Source organism: Dyella sp. LX-66, from assembly GCF_018599165.1.
Taxonomy (GTDB): Bacteria; Pseudomonadota; Gammaproteobacteria; order Xanthomonadales; family Rhodanobacteraceae; genus Dyella_D; species Dyella_D marensis.
Window position 1 is genome coordinate 337,393 of sequence record NZ_JAHFVJ010000006.1, and the last position, 23,893, is coordinate 361,285.

General features: G+C 68.7%; 21 protein-coding genes. 9 read left to right on the forward strand and 12 right to left on the reverse strand.

The window, feature by feature from the left end:
* Positions 1 to 68: 68 nt before the first annotated feature.
* The 7 genes from accC to KK141_RS14365 all read right to left on the reverse strand — a co-directional run bounded on the left by accC (position 69) and on the right by KK141_RS14365 (position 7,265).
* On the reverse strand, positions 69 to 1,439 hold the full coding sequence (gene accC, locus KK141_RS14335; RefSeq protein WP_214569864.1) for an acetyl-CoA carboxylase biotin carboxylase subunit: 1,371 nt from the start codon (positions 1,437 to 1,439) through the stop codon (positions 69 to 71).
* A 19-nt stretch (positions 1,440 to 1,458) separates the two neighbouring features.
* Complete coding sequence (gene accB / locus KK141_RS14340) at positions 1,459 to 1,917, reverse strand: acetyl-CoA carboxylase biotin carboxyl carrier protein (RefSeq protein WP_214569863.1); 459 nt, start codon at positions 1,915 to 1,917, stop codon at positions 1,459 to 1,461.
* 65 nt (positions 1,918 to 1,982) lie between these two features.
* Positions 1,983 to 2,432 carry a type II 3-dehydroquinate dehydratase gene (aroQ, locus tag KK141_RS14345; RefSeq protein WP_214569862.1) on the reverse strand — a complete coding sequence of 150 codons (450 nt, stop codon included), beginning with the start codon at positions 2,430 to 2,432 and terminating at the stop codon, positions 1,983 to 1,985.
* A 151-nt stretch (positions 2,433 to 2,583) separates the two neighbouring features.
* Entirely contained in the window at positions 2,584 to 3,129 is a 546-nt protein-coding gene (locus KK141_RS14350) for a TlpA disulfide reductase family protein (RefSeq protein WP_214569861.1), read from the reverse strand.
* Complete coding sequence (locus tag KK141_RS14355) at positions 3,129 to 5,333, reverse strand: protein-disulfide reductase DsbD (protein ID WP_214569860.1); 2,205 nt, start codon at positions 5,331 to 5,333, stop codon at positions 3,129 to 3,131. Before KK141_RS14355 ends, KK141_RS14350 begins: the two co-directional genes overlap by 1 nt.
* 103 nt (positions 5,334 to 5,436) lie before the next feature.
* The gene (locus tag KK141_RS14360; protein WP_214569859.1) at positions 5,437 to 6,336 is read right to left on the reverse strand and encodes a DMT family transporter; all 900 of its coding nucleotides are present in this window, start codon (positions 6,334 to 6,336) and stop codon (positions 5,437 to 5,439) included.
* 233 nt (positions 6,337 to 6,569) lie between these two features.
* Positions 6,570 to 7,265, reverse strand: coding sequence for a glutathione S-transferase N-terminal domain-containing protein (locus tag KK141_RS14365; protein WP_214569858.1), 696 nt, complete (start codon positions 7,263 to 7,265; stop codon positions 6,570 to 6,572).
* Between the two features lie 108 nt (positions 7,266 to 7,373).
* On the opposite strand from KK141_RS14365, the gene KK141_RS14370 reads away from it, so the two are divergent.
* From KK141_RS14370 to KK141_RS14380, 3 genes are all read left to right on the forward strand, one after another.
* The gene (locus KK141_RS14370; protein ID WP_214569857.1) at positions 7,374 to 8,816 is read left to right on the forward strand and encodes a PLP-dependent aminotransferase family protein; all 1,443 of its coding nucleotides are present in this window, start codon (positions 7,374 to 7,376) and stop codon (positions 8,814 to 8,816) included.
* A 97-nt stretch (positions 8,817 to 8,913) separates the two neighbouring features.
* Positions 8,914 to 9,927: a TlpA disulfide reductase family protein gene (locus tag KK141_RS14375; protein ID WP_214569856.1), complete on the forward strand. Its 1,014-nt coding sequence runs from the start codon at positions 8,914 to 8,916 to the stop codon at positions 9,925 to 9,927.
* A gap of 11 nt (positions 9,928 to 9,938) precedes the next feature.
* Positions 9,939 to 10,376, forward strand: coding sequence for a cupin domain-containing protein (locus KK141_RS14380; RefSeq protein WP_214569855.1), 438 nt, complete (start codon positions 9,939 to 9,941; stop codon positions 10,374 to 10,376).
* Here KK141_RS14380 and cutA read toward each other — a convergent pair.
* A complete protein-coding gene (cutA, locus tag KK141_RS14385) occupies positions 10,340 to 10,663 on the reverse strand; it encodes a divalent-cation tolerance protein CutA (protein ID WP_214569854.1) in 324 nt (107 codons plus the stop codon). The two genes, KK141_RS14380 and cutA, sit on opposite strands and share 37 nt — an antisense overlap.
* 218 nt (positions 10,664 to 10,881) lie before the next feature.
* Between cutA and groES the strand changes: the two genes are divergently transcribed.
* From groES to KK141_RS14400, 3 genes are all read left to right on the forward strand, one after another.
* A complete protein-coding gene (gene groES, locus KK141_RS14390) occupies positions 10,882 to 11,175 on the forward strand; it encodes a co-chaperone GroES (RefSeq protein ID WP_026634928.1) in 294 nt (97 codons plus the stop codon).
* Between the two features lie 57 nt (positions 11,176 to 11,232).
* Positions 11,233 to 12,876 carry a chaperonin GroEL gene (gene groL, locus KK141_RS14395; protein WP_214569853.1) on the forward strand — a complete coding sequence of 548 codons (1,644 nt, stop codon included), beginning with the start codon at positions 11,233 to 11,235 and terminating at the stop codon, positions 12,874 to 12,876.
* Positions 12,877 to 13,114: 238 nt separating this feature from the next.
* Positions 13,115 to 14,320, forward strand: a complete 1,206-nt coding sequence (locus KK141_RS14400; protein ID WP_345777555.1) for a Fic family protein — start codon at positions 13,115 to 13,117, stop codon at positions 14,318 to 14,320.
* Between the two features lie 136 nt (positions 14,321 to 14,456).
* On the opposite strand, the gene KK141_RS14405 is transcribed toward KK141_RS14400, so the two are convergent.
* Together KK141_RS14405 and KK141_RS14410 are read right to left on the reverse strand one after the other, a co-directional pair.
* On the reverse strand, positions 14,457 to 14,822 hold the full coding sequence (locus tag KK141_RS14405; RefSeq protein ID WP_214569852.1) for a hypothetical protein: 366 nt from the start codon (positions 14,820 to 14,822) through the stop codon (positions 14,457 to 14,459).
* 217 nt (positions 14,823 to 15,039) lie between these two features.
* Positions 15,040 to 16,932 (reverse strand): LTA synthase family protein, encoded by a 1,893-nt coding sequence (locus KK141_RS14410; RefSeq protein WP_214569851.1) that lies wholly within the window; start codon positions 16,930 to 16,932, stop codon positions 15,040 to 15,042.
* Between the two features lie 239 nt (positions 16,933 to 17,171).
* Here KK141_RS14410 and glnE point away from each other — a divergent pair, with 239 nt between their 5' ends.
* Positions 17,172 to 20,033: a bifunctional [glutamate--ammonia ligase]-adenylyl-L-tyrosine phosphorylase/[glutamate--ammonia-ligase] adenylyltransferase gene (gene glnE / locus KK141_RS14415; RefSeq protein WP_214569850.1), complete on the forward strand. Its 2,862-nt coding sequence runs from the start codon at positions 17,172 to 17,174 to the stop codon at positions 20,031 to 20,033.
* On the opposite strand, the gene KK141_RS14420 is transcribed toward glnE, so the two are convergent.
* On the reverse strand, positions 20,030 to 21,013 hold the full coding sequence (locus KK141_RS14420) for a mitochondrial fission ELM1 family protein (protein ID WP_214569849.1): 984 nt from the start codon (positions 21,011 to 21,013) through the stop codon (positions 20,030 to 20,032). The two genes, glnE and KK141_RS14420, sit on opposite strands and share 4 nt — an antisense overlap.
* Positions 21,014 to 21,145: 132 nt before the next feature.
* Between KK141_RS14420 and KK141_RS14425 the strand changes: the two genes are divergently transcribed.
* Positions 21,146 to 21,742, forward strand: coding sequence for a malonic semialdehyde reductase (locus tag KK141_RS14425; protein ID WP_214569848.1), 597 nt, complete (start codon positions 21,146 to 21,148; stop codon positions 21,740 to 21,742).
* Between the two features lie 52 nt (positions 21,743 to 21,794).
* Positions 21,795 to 22,379: a YceI family protein gene (locus tag KK141_RS14430; RefSeq protein ID WP_214569847.1), complete on the forward strand. Its 585-nt coding sequence runs from the start codon at positions 21,795 to 21,797 to the stop codon at positions 22,377 to 22,379.
* Positions 22,380 to 22,465: 86 nt separating this feature from the next.
* Here the strand turns inward: KK141_RS14430 and KK141_RS14435 are convergent, their stop codons facing one another.
* Entirely contained in the window at positions 22,466 to 23,716 is a 1,251-nt protein-coding gene (locus KK141_RS14435) for a Yip1 family protein (RefSeq protein WP_214569846.1), read from the reverse strand.
* Positions 23,717 to 23,893 lie beyond the last annotated feature (177 nt).

The window sequence follows — 23,893 nt, forward strand, 5'->3', positions numbered from 1 at the left end:
GGGCGGCAAAACGACAGCGGGGACGCAAGTCGGACAACCTGCGTCCCCGCCTTGAGGCAGCGTTCCCGTCAGTGTGCCGGCGGGTGCTGCTGGTCCTTCTGCTCGGCCATGCGCTTTTCCAGGTAGTGGATGTTCTGTCCACCGTGCTGGAAGCCGACGTCGGCCATGATGCGCTGCTGCAGCGGGATATTGCACTTCACGCCTTCGATCACCGTCTCGGCCAGGGCCAGGCGCATGCGCGCGATGGCGGTCTCGCGGTCGGGGCCGTGCACGATCAGCTTGCCGATCATCGAATCGTAGTTCGGCGGGATCTTGTAGCCGTCGTACAGATGCGTGTCGACGCGCACGCCCGGGCCGCCCGGGGCCTCGAAGCGCTTCACCGTGCCGGGCGAGGGCAGGAAGCTGTCCGGGTCCTCGGCGTTGATGCGGCACTCGATGGCGTGGCCGTGGATCTTGATGTCTTCCTGGCGGATCGACAGCTTCTCGCCGCCGGCGATCAGCAGCTGCTCGCGCACCAGGTCGATGCCGGTGATCAGCTCGGTCACCGGATGCTCCACCTGGATGCGGGTGTTCATCTCGATGAAGTAGAAGCGGCCGCCCTCGAACAGGAACTCGAAGGTGCCGGCGCCGCGGTAGCCGATGCGCAGGCAGGCGTCGACGCAGACCTTGCCGATCTGCTCGCGCAGTTCAGGCGTGATGCCCGGCGCGGGTGCTTCTTCCACCACCTTCTGGTGGCGGCGCTGCATCGAGCAGTCGCGCTCGCCCAGGTGGATGGCATGGCCCTGGCCGTCGGCCAGCACCTGGATTTCCACGTGGCGCGGATTCTCCAGGAACTTCTCCATGTACACCTGATCGTTGCCGAAGGCCGCCTTGGCCTCCTGCTTGGTCATGGTGATGGCGTTGCCCAGGTGCGCCTCGGTGCGCACCACGCGCATGCCGCGGCCGCCGCCGCCGCCGGCGGCCTTGATGATCACCGGGTAGCCGATCTCGCGCGCGATGCGGATGTTCTCGTCCACTTCGTCGCCGAGCGGGCCGCCGGAGCCGGGCACGCAGGGCACGCCCGCGGCCTTCATGGCGCGGATCGCTTCCACCTTGTCGCCCATCAGGCGGATCACGTCCGCGGTCGGGCCGATGAAGATGAAGCCCGACTGCTCCACCTGCTCGGCGAAGTCGGCGCGCTCGGACAGGAAACCGTAGCCGGGGTGGATGGCCTGGGCGTCGGTGATCTCGGCCGCGGCGATGATGCGCGGGATATTGAGGTAGCTGTCGACCGACGGCGCCGGGCCGATGCAGATCGACTCGTCGGCCAGGCCGACGTGCTTGAGGTTGCGGTCGGCGGTGGAGTGCACGGCGACCGTCTTGATGCCGAGGCTATGGCAGGCGCGCAGCACGCGCAGCGCGATCTCCCCCCGGTTGGCGATGACGACTTTTTCCAGCATGGGCATGGTCGTCGGCCGCTCAGGCGATCACGAACATGGGCTGGTCGAACTCCACCGGCTGGCCGTTCTCGACCAGGATGGCCTGCACCGTGCCGCCGACGTCGGCTTCGATCTGGTTGAACATCTTCATGGCTTCGATGATGCCCAGCGTCTCGCCGGCCTTGACCTGCTGGCCGATCTTGACGAACGCAGCGGCGCCCGGCGTGGCCGAGGCGTAGAAGGTGCCGACCATCGGCGCCTTCACCACGTGGCCGGCCGGCAGGGTGCTGGCGGGAGCGGCGTCGGCGGCGGGCGCGGGAGCGGCGACCGGAGCGGGGGCCTGCATCACCGGCGCCATCACGGGGGCGGCCGCCACGTTGACGGTTCCCTTCGGCACGCGCGACAGGCGCACGACTTCCTCGCCTTCCTTGATCTCGAGCTCGGCGAGGTTGGATTCCTCGAGCAGGTCGATCAGTTTCTTGATCTTGCGCAGGTCCATCGGTCAAACCTTTTCGTTGGTGCCGCCGCTGCGGCAGGGAAGGGAATGCTGTGTGTGGCGGGCGCTCAGGAGGCGGCCCGCTCCAGGCGGCTGAGCGCCGCTTCCAGGGCCAGCCGGTAGCTGTCCGCGCCGAAGCCGCAGATCACGCCCACGGCGATGTCGGCCAGGTAGGAATGGCGGCGGAACGGTTCGCGCGCATGCACGTTCGAGAGGTGCACTTCCACGAACGGGATCGCCACCCCGGCCAGCGCGTCGCGCAGGGCGATGCTGGTGTGGGTGAAGGCGCCGGGATTGAACAGGATGATCGCTACCTGCTCGTCGCGAGCCTGGTGGATGCGACCGATCAGCTCGTGCTCCGCATTGGACTGGAACCAGGCCAGTTCGTGGCCGGCGGCCTGGGCGCGCGCGGCGAGGGCGGCGTTGATGTCGGCCAGCGTGGCGCGGCCGTAGATGTCCGGTTCGCGCACGCCCAGCAGATTGAGATTGGGTCCGTGCAGGACCAGGATCTTCGCCACGCCGAAACCTTCAACGGGACCGGGCAGGACCCGGCGACCGGCGGGAGTGTGCGCGCAGTCGGCAATGTTGTCCAGTTCGGCGCAGATCGGCGATGTTCGGCGGAGAAGTTCGCGTTAAACCGTGCGAGGCCGTATGGCTGCCGGAATGGCCTCAGGGCGCGGCCGGGGCTGCCAGCCAGCGTTCCAGGGTGGCGGCGTCCAGGGCGCCGCGGCGTGCATCGAGGATGCGGCCGTTGCCGTCCAGCAGCACGCTGTACGGCAATACTTCGCCGACGTTGCCCAGCCGCAGCGAGGTGCTGGGACTTTCCAGCTGGCCGAGCAGGATGGGGTAGTTCACCGGATGGGCGGCCAGAAACTCGCGCGCCCGGCCCGGTTCGTCCATGGCGATGCCAATGATGATGGCGCCCTGTTCGCCGAATTTCGCCTGCGCCTTGGCCAGTGCCGGCATCTCGTCCAGGCAAGGGCCGCACCAGCTGGCCCAGAAGTTGAGCAGCACGCGGCGGCCATGGAATTCGGACAGGCGATGTTCCTTGCCGTCCAGCCCCGGCAGGGCCAGGTCCGGGCGCGTGTCGCCCACGTTCGCCGCCTGCACACCAGCAGGGGCATGCGCCTGCCGGCTGGCGTGCTGCAGCCAGCCGCCCAGCGCGGCGACCAGCACCGCCGCGCCGAGGATCAGCCAGTTGCTGCGGCTGAGCATTACTTCGCCGCCTCGGTCAGTGCCTGCTCGACCAGGGAAGAGGTCAGCACCGTCGGCAGCTTGCGGCCGTCGCCGCCGTTCTTCGGAAACACCACGTACAGCGGCACGCCGGGCGTGCGGTACTGCTGCAGGAAGGCGGTGATGTCCGGGTCTTCGTTGGTCCAGTCGCCCTTCATATAGACGGCGCCGGTGCGCTTGAGCAGGTCGTGGAAGGCGTCGGTGGCGAGCACGGCGTGCTCGTTGGCCTTGCAGGTGATGCACCAGTCGGCGGTCATGTCCACGAACACCGGGGTGCCGGCCTTGCGCAGCTCCGCCAGCTTGGCTGGGGTGAAGGCCACGGTGCCTTCCGCGGCGGTGGCGGCGGCCACCGGCGGTGGCAGGTGCGCCAGGTAATACAGCGGGGCAAGCGCAAGCAGCAGCGGCAGCACGGCCAGGACACGCGCGCCGGCACTGCGATAGCGGGCGCGCTCGAACCACCACAGCGCCATCGCCAGCATCACGCCCGCCACCAGCAGCAGGCCCACCGCGTCGGCGCCGCGCTGGTTGGCCAGCACCCAGGCCAGCCAGGCGGCGGCCAGGTACATCGGGAAGGCCAGCACCTGCTTGAGCGTGTCCATCCACGCGCCGGGCCGCGGCAGCAGGCGCGCCAGCGCCGGCACGTAGCCCACGGCGAGGAAGGGCAGGGCCAGGCCCAGACCCAGCATCACGAACACCAGCATCGCCTGCGCGGTCGGCGCGGCCAGCGCATAAGCCAGCGCGCTGCCCATGAACGGTGCGGTGCAGGGGCTGGCCACCACCACGGCGAGTACGCCGGTGAAGAAGTCGCCGACCAGGCCCGCACGGCTCGCAAGGCCGCTGCCGGTATTGCCCAGCGAGGCGCCGAACTGCACCACGCCGGACATCGACAGCGCGACCGCCAGCATCACCAGCGACAGCGTGGCCACCACCAGCGGCTTCTGCAGCTGCGCGCCCCAGGCAGCTTTCAGCGACAGGATCACCAGGCCCAGCACCACGAAGCTCACCAGCACGCCGGCGGTATAGGCCAGCGCATGGCGGCGCCGGTGCGCGGGGCTCTCGCCGCTTTCGATCAGGCCGACTGCTTTGATCGACAGCACCGGCAGCACGCACGGCATCAGGTTCAGCACCAGGCCGCCGCCGAGAGCGAGCAGCAAGGCCGCCCAGAGGCTGACGTCCAGCGCGGCGGCGGGACGCGTTTCCGGCGCGGGGCCAGACACGGTTTCGCCGGTGGCGACGGCGCCGCCGGCCAGTTCCACGGTGACCGCGCGCGACATCAGCGGATAGCACAGCCCGCCGTCCTGGCAGCCCTGGAAGCTGGCTTCGACCGCCACCTGTTTGAGCTTCGACGTGTCGCCTTCGATCGCCACCGGCAGCTCGACCTGGTCGAAGTACACGGTGACGTTGCCGAAGTGCGGATCCTGCTTGAGCGTGCCCTGCGGCCACTGCGGCTGGCCCAGCTTCAGGCCCGCGGCATTGAGATGCAGCGAGGTCTGGTCGCGGTACAGGTAATAGCCCTTGGGCATGGTCCAGCGCAGCAGCAGCTGGTTCGGCGAGCGGGCCAGGGCTTCGAAGCGGAACGCCTGCTCGGCCGGCAGCGGCGCGCTGTCGGTGCCGGGGGTGGCGCCGGGCGGCGTGCCGCCGAGTTGCGCGAGTGCGGCGCCCAGCGTCTGCGGCGCGGCGGCGTCGGCCTGCGCGGTGCCGGCGGGCAGCGGCAGGTCCAGCTGTTCGGTATGCGGCGGATAGCAGATCTTCGGCTCTACTTCGTGGCAGCCCTGGTAGCGCACGGCGATCTTCAGCCGCTGCGTGCCGGCGGCCACGGTGTAGGGCACGGTGGCGTCCACTTCGTGGTGGTAGATCTCCACGTCGCCGAGGTATTCGTCGTGATGCTTGGCGCCGTCGGGCAGCTTCGCCTCGCCGGCGGTAACGCCGTCCGCGCCGGTGAACTTCATGCGGCCGCGATAGAGGTAGTAGTCCGGCGCGATATCCCAGTGCAGCTTCAGCACACCCGGCGTGGAAGCGTCGGCCTTCAGCTTGTAGGCCTCGGTCACCGGCAGGATGCCGTCGTCGTCCTGCGCCCAGGCGCTGCCGATGCCGGACAGCATCAGGGCCAGCCCAAGCAAGATAAGAGCGGGCCAGGCGAGGGCGGGGAAGCGCGCCGTCGGTCGGATCAGGCGGATCGGTTGCATTGCGGCTCCAGCGAAGGGAGTGCCCGGCGCGGGGACGCGGGCGATCTCGGATTATGGCGCAGCCGGCCTGCGCAGCGCCGGCTGGGGGAGGACAGCAGGGAAGTCAGGCTTGTTCCGGCGTGGCCGCGGGCATGTTGCGCGGGCGTACCAGCCCCGTGGTCAGCGCCACGCCGAGCAGGATCACCACGCAACCGCCAGCCATCGACAAGGTGACCGGCTCGCCCAGGAACATCAGCCCCCATAGCGCGCCGAACACCGGAATCAGGTACAGCACCGCCAGCGTGCGGGTCGGGCCGACGCGCGCCATCAGGCGGTAGAACAGCACGTAGGCCAGCGAGGTACAGGCGGCGGCCAGGCCGAACATGGCGAACCAGGCTTGCGCGCCCGGCATCTTGGCCGGCCACAGCCACACGGTGAGCGGCAGGAGTGCGATGGCCGCGGCCAGCTGGCTGCCGGTAGCCACCGCCAGCGGCGACACGCCGCGCAGGCGGCGCTGGCCGTAATGCGCGCCGAAGGCATAGCAGACGTTGGCGCCGACGCAGGCCGCCATGGCCCAGGCCGAACCGCCGCCATGGCCGAAGCCCACGCTGCCGGCGATCAGCCACACCACGCCGGCAAAGCCCACGGCCAGGCCGGCGGTGCGCGCGCCGTCCAGCTTCTCGCCCAGCCACAGCCAGCCCGACAGCGCCACCAGCAGCGGACCGATCGCGTCGGAAATCGCCGACACGCCTGCCGGCAGACTCATCGCCGCGTAGGAGAACAGCACGAACGGCAGTGCCGAATTGCTCATGCCCACCACCACGATCGGCCGCCAGTGCCGGCGCATCTCGGCCAGCCGCTCGCGCGAAGCCAGCAGCGGCAGCGAGCACAGCGCCGCGCCGATCGCGCGCAGCCCGGCCAGCGCCATGCCGCCGAACTGGTCCGCACCCATGCGCATGAACAGGAACGACGCGCCCCACAGAGCACCCAGCAAGAGCAGCGCGGCGAGATCGGACTTCTTCATGGCGTGGGTGCTCATGGTGAAAGGGGCGCTAGGTCGATAGCGGGAGCCCCTCTCCCCCCGGCGACCCGAAGGTAGTCCCCGTGGGAGAGAGGGGTTGGGGTGAGGGTACGGGTGGAGCGCAAGAGTGATGTTCACCGCTCCGGCCGAACCCTGATCCGGCTGCCGCCACCTTCTCTCCCACGGGGACTACCTTCGGGTCGCCGGCGGGAGAAGGAGTTCCTTCGTGAAGTTCGTTACTTGGCCGACTTGCCCTGGCCGAACAGCACCTGGTGTTCCGCTTCCGTCAGCGCCTGCTTCGGCGCGTAGGCGTTTTCCACGCCTTCGTAAGTGCGCACCGTGGCGGGGCGGGCGGCCATGGTGCGGAACCAGCGTTCCACGTTGGGGAAATCGGCCAGGCTCTGGCCATGCGCTTCGTGCGGCACGATCCACGGGTAGCAGGCGATGTCAGCGATCGAAAACGCACCGGCGATGTAGTCGCGGCCTTCCAGCTGGCGATCGAGCACGCCGTACAGGCGGTGCACTTCGCGGGTGTAGCGGTCGATCGCGTAGGGCACCTTCTCCGGCGCGTACACATTGAAGTGCCCGATCTGCCCGGCCATCGGACCCAGGCCGGCCATCTGCCAGAACAGCCACTGCAGCACCTCGGTGCGGCCGCGCAGGTCCGACGGGATCAGGCGGCCGGTCTTCTCGGCGAGGTAAAGCATGATCGCGCCCGACTCGAACATGGTCAGCGGCGCACCGCCGTCGGCCGGTTCGTGGTCGACGATGGCCGGGATCTTGTTGTTCGGCGACACGGCCAGGAACTCCGGCTTGAACTGCTCGCCCTTGCTCAGGCTGACCGGGACCAGGCGGTACGGGATGCCGGCCTCTTCCAGGAACAGGCGGGCTTTCAGGCCATTGGGGGTGGCGGCGTAGTAGAGCTCGATCATGGCGGGCGGTCCGGTGGGAAGGGCGATGGGTGCAGGCTAGGTCGTTCGATGGTCTGGCAAAAGGGCCACAATGCGACAATTATTGGGGTCCACTTTGCGGGGCAGGCCATGGATCATCCGTTCGAGTTCCCCCTGGAGCTGCCGGCCAAGGGGTCGCGCCAGCGGCAGGCCGCGCTGCATGCGCAGCTGCGCGCGGCGATCCTGGACGGCCGCCTGAAACCCGGCCTGCGCCTGCCCGCCACGCGCGAACTGGCCGAGGCGCTGCAGCTGTCGCGCAACACCGTGGTGGCGGCCTACGACCTGCTGCTGAGCGAGGGCTATGTGGTCGCGCGGCGCGGCGCCGGCAACTACGTGGCCGACCTGATGGAACGCCGCGCCCGCGCGCGCTCCACCGCGGCCGAAGAAGGCGGCGACCGCCGGCTGGCGCCGTACTGGCGCGAGGCGCGCCCGCCCACGCCGTCGCCGCCGCCCGGTGCGTTCGCCCACGATTTCCGCCTGGGCGTACCGGATACGCGGCAGTTTCCGTTCGAGGTGTGGCGCCGGCTGTCGGCGCGCGCGCTGCGCGGCGTGTCGCGGCTGCCGTCGATGTCGGGGCAGTCGCGCGGGCGGCCGGTGCTGCGCGAGGCGATCGCACAGCATGTGTCGTTCGCGCGCGCGGTGGCCTGCGATCCGGACGACGTGATGGTGACCAGCGGCGCGCAGCAGGCGTTCGACCTGCTGGCGCGCGTGCTGGTGACGCCGGGGCGCACCGTGGTCGCGGTGGAGGATCCCGGCTATACGCCACTGCGCGCGGCGTTTGCCGCGGCGGGCGCCAAGGTGGTGCCGGTGCCGGTGGACGACGAAGGCATCGTGGTGGAACGGATTCCCGCCGAGGCGCGGGTGATCTACGTGACGCCGTCGCATCAGTTCCCGCTGGGCATGTCGATGTCGCCGCGCCGCCGCGCGGAACTGCTGGCGCATGCCGCGGCGCGCGGCGCCACGGTGATCGAGGACGACTACGACGGCGAATTCCGCTACGGCGGGCGGCCGCTGGATGCGCTGCAGACGCTCGATCGCGAAGGCTCAGTCTGCTACGTCGGCACCTTCTCCAAATGCCTGTTCCCCGCACTGCGCATCGGCTACGTGGTGGCGCCGCCGTGGCTGCTGCCGGCGCTGGCGGCGGCGAAGGAACTGGCCGACTGGCATTGCGACGTGCCGGCGCAGGACACGCTGGCGGCCTTCATTGCCGAGGGACATCTGGCGCGCCATGTGCGGCGCATGCGCAACGTCTACGCGGAGCGGCGCGAGGCTTTGCTCGACGCGCTGGCGCGCCACGGACTGGAAGCCTGGCCTTCCGACGCCGGGCTGCATCTGTCCGCCAGGCTGCCGGCCAAGGTGCGTACCGATGTGCTGGTCGAACAGGCGGCCGGGCAGGGCGTGCGCATCGAAGGCCTGGATGGCTATACGTTCGGGCGCGTGGCCTCCAACGGCCTGGCGCTGGGGTACGGGCTGATGGAGGCCCAGCGCATGGAGGATGCGGTGCGCCGCATCGTGCGGCTGCTGCCGGGCTGAGCGAAGTGGTCCCGTAGTATTGCCTGGAAGTGGTCCTTAAAACCGGACCACCGGAAGCGGAGCATGGCACCCACTCTCACCCTGGGATTGCCCCGCCATGCATCGCCTCCTTCTTTGCTGTTTCCTCCTGCTGGGCCTGGCTACCGCGCCGGCCTGGGCGCAATCCGGCCAGCAGCGCGCCGAAGCCGCCGGCAAGAGCCTGGTCGGCCAGCCGGCGCCGCGCGTCACCGTGAAGACCATCGACGGCAAGACCATCGACCTGGCCAGCCTGTACGGCAAGCAGGCGGTGTACCTGAAGTTCTGGGCCACCTGGTGCGTGCCCTGCCGCGAACAGATGCCGCATCTGAAGAAGACCTACGAGGAAGCCGGCCCCGACCTGGCGGTGATCGCCATCAGCGTGGGCTTCGACGAAACCATCGAGGACGTGCGCAAGTACCGCGACGAGATGGGTCTGAAGATGCCGCTGGTGTTCGACGATGGCTCGCTGGGCGAGGCCTTCCATCTGCGCGTGACGCCGCAGCACGTGGTGATCGGGCGCGACGGCCGCATCCTCTACGTCGGCCACGAGGCGAACGCCAAGCTCGATGCCGCGCTGCAGGCGGCGCGCAGCAGCACCGGCGTGGCCGCGGCCGGCGCGGCGGCGCCGAAGCAGGAAGCGCATTACGACACCGGCGACCGCGTGCCCGCCTTCGACGCCGCCATGCTGGACGGCAAGCATCTGACGCTGCCGGAAGCGGGCAAGCCGACGGCGCTGGTATTCCTGTCGCCCTGGTGCGAGTCCTACCTGGCGACCAGCCGGCCCGAGCTTTCCAAGAGCTGCCGCGCGATGCGCGAACAGGTCAGCGCGCTGTCGGCGCATGACACGAAGCTGCGCTGGGTCGGCGTCGCCTCCGGCCTGTGGGCTGCGCACGACGAGCTGGTGAAGTACCGCGACGAGCACCGCATCGGCATGCCGCTGACCTTGGACGATTCGGGTGCGCTGTTCCGCCGCTTCCGCGTGACCCACGTGCCGACGGTGCTGCTGTTCGATGCGCAGGGGCGCATGACGGCCCGCGTCGAGCAGGCCGGGGCGCCGCTGGATCAGGCGCTCAAGACTTTGACTGCGCGTTGAGGGAGGCCGTCATGTCCAGCCTGCTTCGTTGTGCGTTCGCACTCGGACTCGCCGCCGGCATCGCCATGCCGGCCCTGGCCGCCGAGGAACATCCGCTGCTCACCGCAGCGCTCACCCAGGCGCCCGGCACGCAACTGACGGCGCTGACCGTCACCTTCGCCCCGGGCCAGCAGTCCAAGCCGCACCACCACGAGGCCGATGCCTTCGTCTACATGCTGTCCGGCCATGTGCGCAGCCAGGTCGACAGCGAGCCGGCGCGGGAATACGGCCCCGGCGAGAGCTGGTTCGAGCCGGCCGGGGCGCATCACCTGGGTACGGCGAATGTCAGCAGCACGGAGCCGGCGACCTTCCTGGTGGTGTTCGTGGCCCGGCCGGATGCCCGGCTGACCGTGCCGGATCAGGCGGCGCCAGATCAGATCAGCACGCCGGCGCGGACCCAGTCCAGATAAGCCTCGTGGCCGCGTTCCACCGGCACCGCGATCAGCTCCGGCAGCTGGTAGGGGTGCAGTTCCAGCAGGCGCGCTTTGAGAGCCTCGAAGCGCGCCGCGGTGGTCTTGATGAGGAGCAATTCCTCGACGTCGGTGGTGACCTTGCCCTCCCAGCGGTAGGTCGAGCGCACCCCGGGCAGGCGGTTCACGCAGGTGGCCAGCCCTTCTTCCACCAGGGTTTTGGCGAAGCCGGCGGACTTCGGGGACTCGGGATAGGTGCAGTAGCAGAGCAGGACGGGGTCGGTCATGGCGGGGAGCCTAGCGCGGGCCCCGCCCGCCCCGCAGCCCTTGAAAGCCCCGCCGGGCTTCCCCATTAGCGTCTGAGCTTCGGAACAAAGCCTCTTTGCGGGGGATTCCTGCGCCGCTAGTATTGGCACTCGTTTGCCCGGAGTGCTAACAGCGCCGCAGGCGCCGTTCCGGAAACCCCTCTTTCGATCCACTCAAACCCAAGCTGGAGCCCATCACCATGAGCAAGCTGCGTCCGCTGCACGACCGCGTCATCGTCAAGCGCCTCGAAGAAGAGCGCGTTTCCGCCGGCGGCATCGTCATCCCCGACAGCGCCACCGAGAAGCCGACCCGCGGCAAGGTCATCGCCGCCGGCGCCGGCCGCATCCTGGAAGACGGCAAGGTCCGTCCGATGTCGGTGAACGAAGGCGACGTGGTGCTGTTCGGCAAGTACGCCGGCCAGGAAATCAAGATCGACGGCGAAGAGCTGGTCTTCCTGAAGGAAGACGACATCGTTGCGGTGATCGAAGGCTAAGCAGCCTCTCCCGCTTCTCTTCCCATCCCCCATTCAAGCATTCAAAGGAATACAGACATGGCTGCAAAAGAAGTCCGCTTCGGTGAAGACGTCCGCGCCCGCATGCTCAAGGGTGTCAACACCCTGGCCAACGCGGTCAAGGTGACCCTGGGTCCCAAGGGCCGCAACGTGGTGCTCGAGAAGAGCTTCGGCGCCCCGACCGTGACCAAGGACGGCGTCTCCGTCGCCAAGGAAATCGAGCTGGCCGACAAGTACGAGAACATCGGCGCGCAGATCGTCAAGGAAGCCGCTTCCAAGACCTCCGACGTGGCCGGCGACGGCACCACCACCGCCACCGTGCTGGCCCAGGCCTTCATCCAGGACGGCCTGAAGGCGGTCGCCGCGGGCATGAACCCGATGGATCTGAAGCGCGGCATCGACAAGGCCGTGGTCGCGGCCGTGGAAGAGCTCAAGAAGCTCTCCAACCCGACCGCCGACGACAAGGCGATCGCCCAGGTCGGCACCATCTCCGCCAACTCCGACTCGGCCATCGGCGAAATCATCGCCACCGCCATGAAGAAGGTCGGCAAGGAAGGCGTGATCACCGTCGAGGAAGGCTCGGGCCTGGACAACGAGCTGGACGTGGTCGAGGGCATGCAGTTCGACCGCGGCTACCTGTCGCCGTACTTCATCAACAACCAGCAGTCGCAGCAGGTCGAACTGGATGACCCCTTCATCCTGCTGTACGACAAGAAGATCTCCAACGTGCGCGAGCTGCTGCCGATCCTCGAGGGCGTGGCCAAGGCCGGCAAGCCGCTGCTGATCGTCGCCGAGGAAGTGGAAGGCGAGGCGCTGGCCACCCTGGTGGTCAACACCATCCGCGGCATCGTCAAGGTTGCCGCCGTGAAGGCCCCGGGCTTCGGCGACCGCCGCAAGGCGATGCTGGAAGACATGGCCATCCTGACCAACGGCCAGGTGATCTCCGAGGAAGTGGGCCTGCAGCTTGAGAAGGCGACCATCGCCGACCTCGGCCGCGCGAAGAAGATCGTGGTCACCAAGGAAAACACCACGATCATCGACGGCGCCGGCGAAGCGGAGAAGATCCAGTCGCGCATCGGCCAGATCAAGGCGCAGATCGAGGAGACCTCCTCCGACTACGACCGCGAGAAGCTGCAGGAGCGCGTGGCCAAGCTGGCCGGCGGCGTGGCCGTGATCAAGGTCGGTGCCGCCACCGAAGTCGAGATGAAGGAAAAGAAGGCCCGCGTCGAAGACGCCCTGCACGCCACCCGTGCGGCCGTCGAAGAAGGCGTGGTGCCGGGCGGCGGTGTCGCCCTGATCCGTGCGCTGAAGGCCGTGGTCGGCCTGAAGGGCGTCAACGAAGACCAGAACCACGGCATCAAGATCACCATCAGCGCACTGGAAGCCCCGCTGCGCGCGATCGTGGCCAATGCCGGCGAAGAGCCCTCCGTCATCGCCAACAAGGTGAAGGAAGGCCAGGGCAACTTCGGCTACAACGCCGCCACCGGCGAGTTCGGCGACATGATCGCCTTCGGCATCCTGGACCCGACCAAGGTCACCCGCTCGGCACTGCAGTACGCCGCCTCGGTGGCCGGCTCGATCATCACGACCGAAGCGGCCGTGACCGAGCTGCCGAAGAAGGAAGAAGCCCACTCGCACGGTGCGGGCGGCGGCATGGGTGGCATGGGCGGCATGGATTTCTGATCCGCCCCACCTGTTGTCAGCTTCGAGGAGAACCCCGCCTTGTGCGGGGTTTTCTTTTTTGGGGCCGCGCGGCGGCAGGAAGCAGAGGGATGTCGTCTGATATTGGCCATCCAGCGAGGGGCAGGATCGGCCGTACTCCATATCATTGGTCGCCTTGTACATGGCACCAAAGCGCCTCTATATTGTAGGTAGGCTTTAATATGGAAAGAGAATCCATCCTTATGCAAGTTTGCCTTGCATGAACACGCCGAGGGCCCGTTCTCCGGCCGGGGATCGTAACCAGCGTGCCGGGCGCTATATCGCCCAGCCCAGCGGTTACCGCGCTTTTCATCCGAACCCCCTGCCGCCGAAGCCCGCGCTGCGGATGGACGGCGAGCTGCAGGCCTTGCTGTCGCTTGCCGATCGTGCGCTGGGCCGCCTCGACGGTTCGATTCAAACCCTGCCCAACCCCGATCTGTTCGTCTTCATGTACGTACGCAAGGAGGCCGTGCTTTCCAGCCAGATCGAAGGCACGCAGAGTTCATTGCAGGACCTGCTGGCCGCCGAAGCGCACATCCTGACCCCGGACCGGCCGCGCGACGTCGACGAGGTGGTCAACTACGTCAGTGCCATGAACTATGGCCTGGGCCGGCTGCAGGAACTGCCGGTGTCGGTGCGCCTGATTCGCGAAATCCACGAGCGCCTGTTGCAAGGCGTGCGCGGCATGCGCCTCACGCCCGGCGAACTGCGCCATTCGCAGAACTGGATCGGTGCTTCGGGTTGCACCTTGAGCGAAGCCAGCTTCGTTCCACCTCCGCCGCACGAGGTGCCGGACGCGCTTGGCGCGCTGGAAACCTTCCTGCACGCGCAGAGCGCGCTGCCGGCGTTGATTCAAATAGGGCTGGCGCATGCGCAGTTCGAAACGATCCATCCCTTTCTCGATGGCAATGGACGCGTCGGCCGTCTGCTGATCACGTTTCTGCTGTGCCAGCGGGACATTCTTGGGAAACCGGTCCTCTACCTGTCGCATTTCTTCAAGCAGCACCGCGCCGAGTACTACGAGCGACTGCAGGCCGTGCGCGACAAGGGCGATTGGGAAGGCTGGCTGGCGTTCTTCCTGCGTGGCGTGGTGAGCGTCAGCCGCGAAGCGACGGAGACTGCGCGACGCATCCTTCTGCTGCGCGAAGACCATCGCGCCAGAGTCACCGAAGGATTGGGGCGCGCCGCGGGCAATGGACACAAGCTCCTGGAATACCTGTATCGGCGCCCGATCGTTGCGGTGGCCGACGTGCAGGCGCTCACCGCCACGACCTACACCGCGGCCAACAACCTGGTGTCGCGGCTGGTTGCCTTGGGGATCCTTGCCGAAGCCACCGGCTACCGGCGCAACCGGCTGTTCCGCTATCAGACTTACATCGACTTGTTCGGCGAATCCGCGGATGCGGCGCAAGCGGCGGTGAAGTAATCGGGCGGCATGCTTGATCCATGAGAGAAAAACCCCGCTCCGGCGGGGTTTTTCTTTGCCCAAAAGAAAACCCCGGGAGTCCACCTCCCGGGGTTGCTCGATGCGGGCGCGCCCTTGGCGCCGCGTCGGTTGCCGCTTACTTGCCGCCGGCTTCCGCCTTGGCGTCGGTCTTCGCGCCGACCGCGGCGCCGGCGACCGGCGTCTCGACCTTCGCGTCGGCCTTCACCGAGGTGGCGGCTTCGGCGCCGCCAGTGGCATCGCTCGCCTCCGACTCGGTGGTCTTGGCTGCCTTGTGGCCGGCGTGCTTGGCCTTGTGCGTCGCCTTCTTCACGGTGTCGCCGGTCTTGGTGGCGGCGGTATCGACGGTCTTGGTGGCGTCCTGCACCGCGGCGCCGGCATTGACGCTCGCGTCAGCCTTGGCGGCGGCCTGGGCCTGGGCGAAGGCGGGGGCGGTCAGCACGGTGGCCGAGAGGACGAGAGCAGCAAGCAGGGACTTACGCATGGGGTGAACCTCCGATGTGAGTGCCGCGACGCAACGTGCCGCGGTGGAATCACGCTAGAGGCGGTTTGCCTGCTGAATCCTGAATTTTTTCGGGCCGCTCCGGTTTGCTTAAGCCGGCGGACATGTCGCTGAATCGTCGGTGCGTGTTGGTAAAAAACGCGTTCCGCGCACTCTTGTTTTCTTTCGCGCTGCTAGTGGGAATGCGCCTTGCGCGGCATCACTGATGCGCGCCTTCGGTGGCGACGGCGGGTGCGATGCCTTCCTGCGCGAAGCCCGTATGTTCCGAAAGCGCATCGGCACGCGGCAGCATGCGGTCGAGTTTTCCCTTCAAACGAAGCAGCGCCACGCTTTCCATCGCGGCGTCGGTGCGCCGCTCGCTGCCGTCCTCGGCCTGCGGCGGTGCGCCCGGGGCGCGGGTGAGCGCGGCCAGCTGCGGCGCCAGCACCTGGGTCAGCGCGAAGTACGCATCGTCGTGGATGCCGGCCTGCTCAAGCACCTTGCCCGGCAGCATCCACGAGGCGAGATCCTCGCGCTGCGGCTGCACCTGGTTGCGCGGATCGACCAGCAGCCAGGTGCCCGGCTCGCTCAGCATGTCCTTGCCGTCGACGAAGCCCAGCGTTTCGAAGCTGCCGCTCAAGCCCGGCAGGTGGTCGCCGTAGAACAGCAGCAGGGTGGGGCGCTCGCGCTGCGCCAGCAGGCTGGCCAGGCGGCCGAGTTCTTCGTCGGCGTGCTGCATGTGATAGAGGTAGTTGCGCAGCTCGGTCTTGTCCTCCGCGGCAAGGCCGTCGGGCACGGGGATCGCATCGCGCTTGACCGCATCGGCCGGCGTCACGTCGTAGGGGCCGTGCGCCTCGATGCTGATGGCGAACAGGAACTGCGGCGGGCCGGCATCTTTCAACTGCGCCATGATTTCGTCGGTCATCGCGCGGTCGGCCATGTACTGGCCATCCAGGTCCTTGGCGTTGACGAAGCCGCCCTGCGACACGAAGCGGTCGAAGCCGATCGCGCGGAACGCCGTGCTGCGGTTCCAGAACGCGGGGTTGTTGCCGTGGATCGCCATCGTGCGATAGCCGTGCGAGCGCAGCGTACGCACCATGCCCGGCACCACCTTGGTGTTGAGCTGCAGGTACGGGAACTGCAGGTCGTCGAAGTAGCGCAGCGACAGGCCGGTCAGCACTTCGAATTCGGTGCGGATGGTGCCGCCGCCGAAGGTCGGCACGTGCAGCGCGCCGCTGTAGCCCTGCTGCGCCAGGCGGTGCAGGTTCGGCGTGAGGTCGTGGTGCTCGAAGCCCTTGAGGATGGCCGGATCGAAGAACGATTCGCTCTGCACCACCACGATGTCGGGCATGGCGCCGGTATCGCCCGAGGCCGAGCGCATGCGTTCGCGCAGCGCGCCGTCGGCCTGGCCGATCAGCTGCATCGCCGCGTTCGGATCGGCCTTCTTGCGCTGCTGGCCGAAGTGCAGGTGGAACATCATCAGCGAGCTGACCAGGCCCGAATGCTGCGCGGTGGAGGAGGCCGACCACGGCTCCATCCACAGCGTCTGGCCATCGTAGAAGTGGCCCCAGGCCGGCGCGCCGCCCAGCAGCGAGCCGAGCACCACCAGCACCGAGGCGCCGGCGAGCAGGCGCTTGCCGCGGGTGCGGCGCGGGAACAGCGGCAGCTCCTTGCGCCAGGCCAGCACCACCAGGGCGATGCCGGCGGCCAGCGCCAGGTACGGCCAGGGCGTGGTCGGCAGATAGCCGCCGAGCAGATGCAGGCCGCCCTTGCGCAGCTGGCCGACCATGCGGAAATCGGCCGGCATCAGCGGCGTGCCCAACTGCTTCACCTTCAGCGCATTGACGCCGTACAGCACGCCCTGCAGCAGGAAGGCCAGGCCGAACGAGAGCAGCGGACGCCGGCTCAGCACCATCAGCAGCAGGGCCAGCAGCAGCCCCGGCAGCGCATTGGCCAGCAGGTACAGCGGCTGCTGGAACAACTGCTGCGGCGCAACGCCTTCGCCGCCATCGAGCCAGCCGGTGAACAGCACGAAGGCCACCGCCAGCACCAAGGGAAGGGCGACGCGGCGAGCCAGGCCGGGCCTGGCGGCTGGTTGGAGGGTCTTGGTCATGGCAGTCCTTCGGGGGATTGCGCTGTCATGGCTCGGACATCGGAATGTAACGATGCCGGCATGAACCAGGTGTTCGGCGTTCGTGGTGCTTGCGTACTTTCCGAGCAGTGCCAACGTGATGGCGAAGCGGCGCGTGCACGCACCCCCGCCGTGCAGGATCTCGCGGTCATCTGCCGGTCATCTTGGCGCCGCGCGGACGGGCGCAGACGGCGCACCGGCGCGGAAGGCACAATGTCCGGATGCAGCCCAAGGAATCCCCGGCGCTACGCGCCCTGATCGACGACCGCTACGCCGAACTGGCCGCGCGCTGCCGCCTGGCCGGTGTTGCGCTGCACGACGACGCCGGCGTGGCCGAACGCATCCGCCGCGCCCTGCTGGCCAGCGATTTCGCCTACGACATCTGGTTCCGCCAGCCGCAGCTGCTGGCGCCGCAGGGGCTGGAACGCCTGCGCGCCGGCGGCGACGCCAGCACGCGCATCGAAGCGCTCAGGCTCGATCCGGACGAAGCCGCCTGCATGGCCACGCTGCGCCGCTTCCGCCACGCCGAGGCGCTGCGCCTGGTGTTCCGCGACGTCAACGGGCTGGACGAACTGCCCGAGACGCTGTCCGCCACCAGCGTGCTCTACGAGGTGCTGCTGGGCGCCGCGCTGGGCTGGTCCGAACGCGCGCTGGCCGCGCGCTATGGCCACAGCCGCGACCACGACGGCGTTCTGCAGCGCATGGTGGTGGTCGGCTTCGGCAAGCTCGGCGGCAGCGAACTGAATTTCTCCTCCGACATCGACCTGGTGCTGGCCTATCCGCACAGCGGCCAGAGCGACGGCCCGCGGCCGCTCGACAACAGCGAATACTTCGTGCGCATGGGCCGCCAGCTGGTGCGCCTGCTGGCCGAGCCGACGGTGGACGGCATCTGCGCGCGCGTCGATCTGCGCCTGCGCCCGTTCGGTAACGCGGGGCGCCTCGCGCTGCCGTTCAGCGCGATGGAGCAGTACTACCAGAGCGAAGGCCGCGACTGGGAGCGCTACGCCTGGATCAAGGCGCGTCCCGTCGCCGGCGACCGCAACGCGGGCAAGCAGCTGCAGGAGCTGCTGCGGCCGTTCGTGTTCCGCAAATACCTGGACTACACCGCCTTCGCCGGTCTGCGCGAGATGAAGGCGCTGATCGACGCCGAAGTGGCGCGCAAGGACCTGGCCGACAATCTCAAGCTAGGCCCCGGCGGCATCCGCGAAGTCGAATTCATCGTGCAGCTCACCCAGCTGATCCGCGGCGGCCGCGAACCGAGCCTGCGCGTGCGCGGCCTGCTGCCGGCGCTGACCGCCTGCGAGGCGCGCGGCCATATCGCCGCGTCGCGTGCGAAGGCGTTGCGCGAGGCCTATGTGTTCCTGCGCCGGGTGGAGAACCGCGTGCAGATGCTGCGCGACGCGCAGACGCACGACATCCCCGAGGACGCACTGAGCCGCGAGCGCATCGCGCTCGGCTTGGGCCATGCATCGTGGGAAGCGCTGGCGGCGGAACTGGCGCGCCATCGCGCCGTGGTCAGCGAGGAGTTCGCCGAGGTGCTGGTGCCGCAGGGCGGCCGCACCGCCAGCGTGCCGGTGGAAGACGTGGCGCTGTGGCGGCGCGTCTGCGCGGAGGAGATCGATCCGGGCACGCTCGAAGCAGCCGGTTTCCAGCCCGGCGCCGAAGCCGCCGAGGCGCTGCTGAAGTTGCCGCAGGCCGCGGCGGTGCGCGCCATGCCGCCGCGTTCGCGCGAACAGCTCGACCGCCTGATGCCGCAGCTGCTGGCGCTGGCGCGCGACAGCGCGGCGCCGGTGCCGGGCCTGCTGCGCCTGTGCCGGCTGGTGCAGGCGGTGGCGCGCCGTTCATCGTATCTGGCGCTGCTGGAAGAACAGCCGGCGGCGCGACGCCGCCTGGCGGATCTGTTCGCACGCAGCGCCTTCCTCGCCGAGCGCGTGATCGCGCAGCCGCTGCTGCTGGACGACGTGCTCGATCCGCGCATCGATCAATTGCCGCTCAAGCGCGCCGACATCAGCGCGGAAATCAGCCGCGTGCTCGGCACGCTGGACGAGCGCGAGGCGGAAGCGGAGCTGGAGCGCATCAACGAATTCAAGGCCAGCACGGCGTTTCGTCTCGGCCTCGCGTTCAACGACGGCCGCGCCGACGCCGTCGCCACGGCGCGCCGCCTCGGTGCGCTGGCGGAGTCCGTGGTGATCGCGGTGATGGCCCTGGCGGAACGCGAACTCACCGAACAGCACGGCCGCCTGCCGGGCGAAGGCAGCGGCTTCGCCGTGCTCGGCTACGGCAGCCTGGGCGGCGAGGAGCTGGGCTTCGCCTCCGACCTGGACCTGGTCTTCGTCTACGACACCCGCCGCGCCCATGCGATGAGCGACGGCGCGCGCCCCATCGAAGGCTCGCGCTGGTACCAGCGCCTGGCGCAGCGCGTGATGAACTGGCTGACCGTGCTGACCCGCGCCGGTCGCCTGTACGAAGTGGATACGCGGCTGCGGCCCGACGGTTCCAAGGGCCTGCTCGTAAGCAGCCTGGAAGCCTTCGCCGAATACCAGCGCAGCCGTGCGTGGACGTGGGAACACCAGGCGCTGCTGCGCGCGCGCCCGGTGGCCGGCGATGCCGCGTTGAATGCGGAGTTGCTTGAGGTGCGCCGCGAGATCCTCGCCGTGCCGCGCGAGCGTGCCCGCGTGCTGGCCGACGTCAGCGATATGCGCCGGCGCTGGCGCGCCGAGCGCGACCGTTCCGACGAGCGCCTGTTCGATCTGAAGCAAGGCCACGGCGGCCTGCTCGATATCGAGTTCGCGCTGCAGGGCCTGGTGCTGGCGCATGCGGCGGAGCGGCCGCTGTTGCTGCTGTCCACCGCGAACGCGGCGCTGATCGAAGCCTGCCGCACCACCGGCCTGCTCGACGACGCGCAGGCGGAAGTGTTCGCGCGCGCGCATGGCGAACTGCTGCGCCGCGCGCTGGCCTGCACGCTGGACCTGCGCTCGCGCATCGCGCCGCGCGAGCCGGCGCTGGACAGCTTGAGCGAGGAAGTGCGGCGCGTGACGGCGGAGCTGGGCTTCGCGTTCGCCGCCAAGGCGACGACGGTCTAGGCGCGGCTGGCGTTACGCGCCGCGATGCGCTGGCGCACCGTCTCGGCGATGGCGCGGGTTTCGCGCAGCGGTGTCTGCCGTGCGGGCGGCGTGTCGTCCAGCTCGTGCAGCAGCCCGGCTTCGCGCAGCGCCTGGTGGAACCGGGCGAACTTGCCGGGCAGCGGCGCGCGCACCAGGGTCTGCACCGCGCAGCCGATGGCGCAGGCTTCGGAAAGCATGTTGATCGAGTCCGGCGTCACCACCAGCCGGTCGGCCCAGCCCATGGCGGCGGGGTAGGGATTGGCACCGTCTTCCTCGCTGCTCCACACCACGCCGGGAATGCCGGCGAGGCGTTCGCGCAGCACGGCGACCACGCTGGCCGGCGTGCGGCGCGAGGCCAGCACGAGCAGGCTGCCGCCGTCGCGCCGCTGCTGCGCCACCAGCCGCTCAGCCAGAGCGTGGGCATACGCCGCGTCGATCGGAATGCCCTTGCGCGGCCCGCCCACCAGCACCGCGACGCGCGGCTGCGGCAGGTCGCCGAAGGCGGGGCAGACATCGCGGCCTTCGGCCAGCCAGGCTTCGTCGACCGGATTAAGCGAGCCCAGCGGGTGCAGCACGTTGGGTCCGTCCAGGCCGTCATGGCGCGGCGCGATCACCGTGTCCCAATGCTGAGGATCGATACGCGGATCGAGAATCTGCACCGCATAGCTGCCGCCTTCGGACAGTTCGCGCACCAGCCGCGTGTAATACGCCGCCGCACGGCCGCAGCCGACGATCACCGCCGGCCACGGCGGCACCACCATGCCGCGGCGCTGCGGCGCGGGCAGGGCGAAGCGGCCGCCGGGCAGCAGGCGCGGCGCGAACCAGGACCAGGGCGCGCGCAGTCCCAGCACCAGATGGCGGAACGGCAGGCCCAGCGCTTCGGCCAGGGCCAGGGCCTGGCGGTCGTTGCCGGCGCGGCCGTCGGTGACCACCCAGCATTCGCCATGCAGCCTGGTCATGCGGGGTGCTGGCCCGGGATTGTTTCGATTCTCGCCACAGTACGTTCTGTCCGGCCCAGTCCTGTTCGCCCCTGCGTGCCCGTACACTCCCGGGTCACGGCGCCGCCCGGCGCGTTCTATCGAAGGATACCCATGAGCGAGTTGCTTTCCGAGGCCGCCCTCGACCAGCTGTTCCGCGAGGCCCGCACCTACAACGCTTTCCTGGACAAGCCGGTGAGCGACGAGGTGCTGCGCCAGGTCTACGAGCTGGCCAAGTTCGGCCCCACCAGCGCCAACTCCTCGCCCGCGCGTATCGTGTTCGTGAAGTCGGCCGAGGCCAAGGCCAAGCTCGAGCCGCACCTGTCCGAAGGTAACCGCGCCAAGACCATGAAGGCGCCGGTCACCGCCATCGTCGGCGTCGACCACGAGTTCTACGAGCACCTGCCGCGCCTGTTCCCGCATGCCGATGCGCGCAGCTGGTTCGTCGGCAACCAGCCGATGATCGACACCACCGCGTTCCGCAACGCCACCCTGCAAGGCGCCTACCTGATCATCGCGGCGCGCGCGGCGGGCCTGGACTGCGGCCCGATGTCCGGCTTCGACAACGCCGGCGTGGACAAGGCGTTCTTCGCCGATACGCCGAACGTGAAGTCCAACTTCCTGATCAATCTCGGTTACGGCGACGCCAGCCGCGACCTGTTCCCGCGCAACCCGCGTCTGTCGTTCGAGGAGGCGTGCCGCATCGCCTGAGCGCGATGCGTCCGCCTTTAACCGCAGCCCCCTCTTCCACGGAGAACTACCCATGCGTGCACTTCGTTACCTCGTTCTCGCCGGCCTGATCGGCGCCGCCGTCACCGCGCAGGCCGACCCGGTCACCTACAAGCTCGACCCGGGCCACACCAACGTGCTGTTCAGCTGGAACCACTTCGGCTTCTCCAACCCGACCGCGAACCTGGGCCTGGGCGAAGGCACCCTGGTGTTCGACGAGAAGGACGCGTCCAAGTCCTCGGTCGACGTGACCCTGCCGCTGGCCAACCTGGACACCCACGTGTCCAAGCTGGACGAGCACCTGAAGAAGCCGGATTTCTTCGACGCCGACAAGTTCGCCAACATCACCTTCAAGAGCACCAAGGTGCAGTCGCTCGGCGGCGGCAAGTACAAGGTGACCGGCGACCTGACCGTGCACGGCGTGACCAAGCCGGTGGTGCTGGACGCCAAGCTCAACAAGAGCGGCGTGCACCCGATGCTGAAGGTGCAGACCGTGGGTTTCGACGCCAGCACCACGGTGAAGCGCTCGGACTTCGGCATGGGCGCCTACGTGCCGAACGTCAGCGACGAGATCAAGATCCACATCACCACCGAGGCTTCGGTGCCGAAGGCGGATTGATGCCTGCCGGCGCCGTTCGCGGCGCCGCATGAAAAAAGCCCGCGCCGTGATGGCGCGGGCTTTTTCTTGGTGCCGCTGGCGGAAGTTCAGTTCTTGCTGACGCCTTCGTTCTTCAGCGACTCCAGCTTGCTCAGGTCCACGCTGTTGACGGCGTCCTTGAGCTGGTCGACCTCCGCGTTGCCGCTGGCCTTCACCGAGAAGCGCTGGCCGACCACCACGGTGTAGTCGCCGGTCTTGTTGACCTTGTCCCAGGACTCGTGCACCAGGCGGCCGTCCTTGCTGTAGGTCTTCTCGTAGCCGTTGTCGGTCTGCTGCTCGGACTCGGCCGCGAAGGCATTGGCCACCGCCATCATGCCCTTCATGCTGCCGGTGTCGGAGATTTCCAGCTCGATGTTGCGGCTGCCGTCGCCGTACTGGCCGTGCGCGACGGTGATCTGCACGCCCACGCCCGCGCTGCGCTCGGCCGACAGGCTCTGGCGCTTGAGGCCCGCGGCGCTGTCGGGCAGGAAGGCCTTGATCTGGTCGGCCGACAGCGACTGCACGTTGCCGTCGTTGCCCATCATCTTGCTCATCGCGGCCTGCTGGGCGGAGGTGTCGCCGGACTTCTGCGCGGCCTCCAGCTCCTTGCTGGCCTGCTCGGCGCGCGCACCCATCTCGGCCAGCTTGCCGGCCGCGCTGTCCTTGTCGACGGTGACGCTGCCGTTGTCGCCGCTGAAGGTGACGTGGCCGCCGCTCATGGCGGCGCCGGTCAGCGCCGCGGTGCCGACCACGCCGGCCACGATCATGCTGACGATCCAGCCCAGTACGATGCCGATGATGATGCTCACGGCCGTATAGCCGGCCGTCTTCTCCACCGGGCTTTGCATGGTGGCCGACAGGCCCAGGTACAGCAGGTAGATCGAGTAGATGCCGCCGGCGATGGCGATCAGCCAGCCGATCCAGGGCAGGATCACCGCGGCGCCGGCGACCCAGCTGGCGGTCCAGGCATAGGCCACGGCCTTGAGCGCCTGTACGGGTTCTTTCTGGCCGCCGAAGCTCGGCGCCAGCGCGTTGACGATCAGCGACATCACATAGACCAGCACCAGCGACAGCACGTACTGCAGCACCATGCCGGCCAGGCCCGAGCCGAACGGCGCGCGCCAGGTCATGCCCATCAGGCTGACGCCGATCAGGCTGTTCTTGATGAAGCCGGCGACGGCGGGCAGCGCGGCCAGCACCAGGATGTAGTTGGTATAGAGGCCCTGGACGGTGGCCGGCTCCGCGGCGACGACCGGCCATTCGGTCTTGGGCGTGGTGAGGATCGCCCGCGCGCGGGCCATGATCTTTCCGAAATCCATTGGATGTTCCCCTTCAAGCTGGATGATGCGGCGGTGGTCCGCCGGGGCAGCCGATGATGATGCCGCCCGATGACAATCGGCCCGGAGCCGGTTCACAGCATGTTTCTTCCCTGTCCCGCCGCGCCGGCCGGGCGGTGCAGCCTGCTACCATTGTCGGCCCGATGTCCAGTCTGGAGC

What these genes read in the sequence shown, in the direction of transcription:
- KK141_RS14430 (WP_214569847.1), top strand. Translation starts at nt 21,795, where the DNA reads ATGCGTGCACTTCGTTACCTCGTTCTCGCCGGCCTGATCGGCGCCGCC.
- KK141_RS14420 (WP_214569849.1), bottom strand. Translation starts at nt 21,013, where the DNA reads ATGACCAGGCTGCATGGCGAATGCTGGGTGGTCACCGACGGCCGCGCC.
- KK141_RS14380 (WP_214569855.1), top strand. Translation starts at nt 9,939, where the DNA reads ATGTCCAGCCTGCTTCGTTGTGCGTTCGCACTCGGACTCGCCGCCGGC.
- groL (WP_214569853.1), top strand. Translation starts at nt 11,233, where the DNA reads ATGGCTGCAAAAGAAGTCCGCTTCGGTGAAGACGTCCGCGCCCGCATG.
- KK141_RS14405 (WP_214569852.1), bottom strand. Translation starts at nt 14,822, where the DNA reads ATGCGTAAGTCCCTGCTTGCTGCTCTCGTCCTCTCGGCCACCGTGCTG.
- KK141_RS14410 (WP_214569851.1), bottom strand. Translation starts at nt 16,932, where the DNA reads ATGACCAAGACCCTCCAACCAGCCGCCAGGCCCGGCCTGGCTCGCCGC.
- KK141_RS14425 (WP_214569848.1), top strand. Translation starts at nt 21,146, where the DNA reads ATGAGCGAGTTGCTTTCCGAGGCCGCCCTCGACCAGCTGTTCCGCGAG.
- KK141_RS14400 (WP_345777555.1), top strand. Translation starts at nt 13,115, where the DNA reads ATGAACACGCCGAGGGCCCGTTCTCCGGCCGGGGATCGTAACCAGCGT.
- groES (WP_026634928.1), top strand. Translation starts at nt 10,882, where the DNA reads ATGAGCAAGCTGCGTCCGCTGCACGACCGCGTCATCGTCAAGCGCCTC.
- KK141_RS14350 (WP_214569861.1), bottom strand. Translation starts at nt 3,129, where the DNA reads ATGCTCAGCCGCAGCAACTGGCTGATCCTCGGCGCGGCGGTGCTGGTC.
- KK141_RS14365 (WP_214569858.1), bottom strand. Translation starts at nt 7,265, where the DNA reads ATGATCGAGCTCTACTACGCCGCCACCCCCAATGGCCTGAAAGCCCGC.
- KK141_RS14355 (WP_214569860.1), bottom strand. Translation starts at nt 5,333, where the DNA reads ATGCAACCGATCCGCCTGATCCGACCGACGGCGCGCTTCCCCGCCCTC.
- KK141_RS14435 (WP_214569846.1), bottom strand. Translation starts at nt 23,716, where the DNA reads ATGGATTTCGGAAAGATCATGGCCCGCGCGCGGGCGATCCTCACCACG.
- accB (WP_214569863.1), bottom strand. Translation starts at nt 1,917, where the DNA reads ATGGACCTGCGCAAGATCAAGAAACTGATCGACCTGCTCGAGGAATCC.
- glnE (WP_214569850.1), top strand. Translation starts at nt 17,172, where the DNA reads ATGCAGCCCAAGGAATCCCCGGCGCTACGCGCCCTGATCGACGACCGC.
- accC (WP_214569864.1), bottom strand. Translation starts at nt 1,439, where the DNA reads ATGCTGGAAAAAGTCGTCATCGCCAACCGGGGGGAGATCGCGCTGCGC.
- KK141_RS14370 (WP_214569857.1), top strand. Translation starts at nt 7,374, where the DNA reads ATGGATCATCCGTTCGAGTTCCCCCTGGAGCTGCCGGCCAAGGGGTCG.
- KK141_RS14375 (WP_214569856.1), top strand. Translation starts at nt 8,914, where the DNA reads ATGCATCGCCTCCTTCTTTGCTGTTTCCTCCTGCTGGGCCTGGCTACC.
- cutA (WP_214569854.1), bottom strand. Translation starts at nt 10,663, where the DNA reads ATGACCGACCCCGTCCTGCTCTGCTACTGCACCTATCCCGAGTCCCCG.
- KK141_RS14360 (WP_214569859.1), bottom strand. Translation starts at nt 6,336, where the DNA reads ATGAAGAAGTCCGATCTCGCCGCGCTGCTCTTGCTGGGTGCTCTGTGG.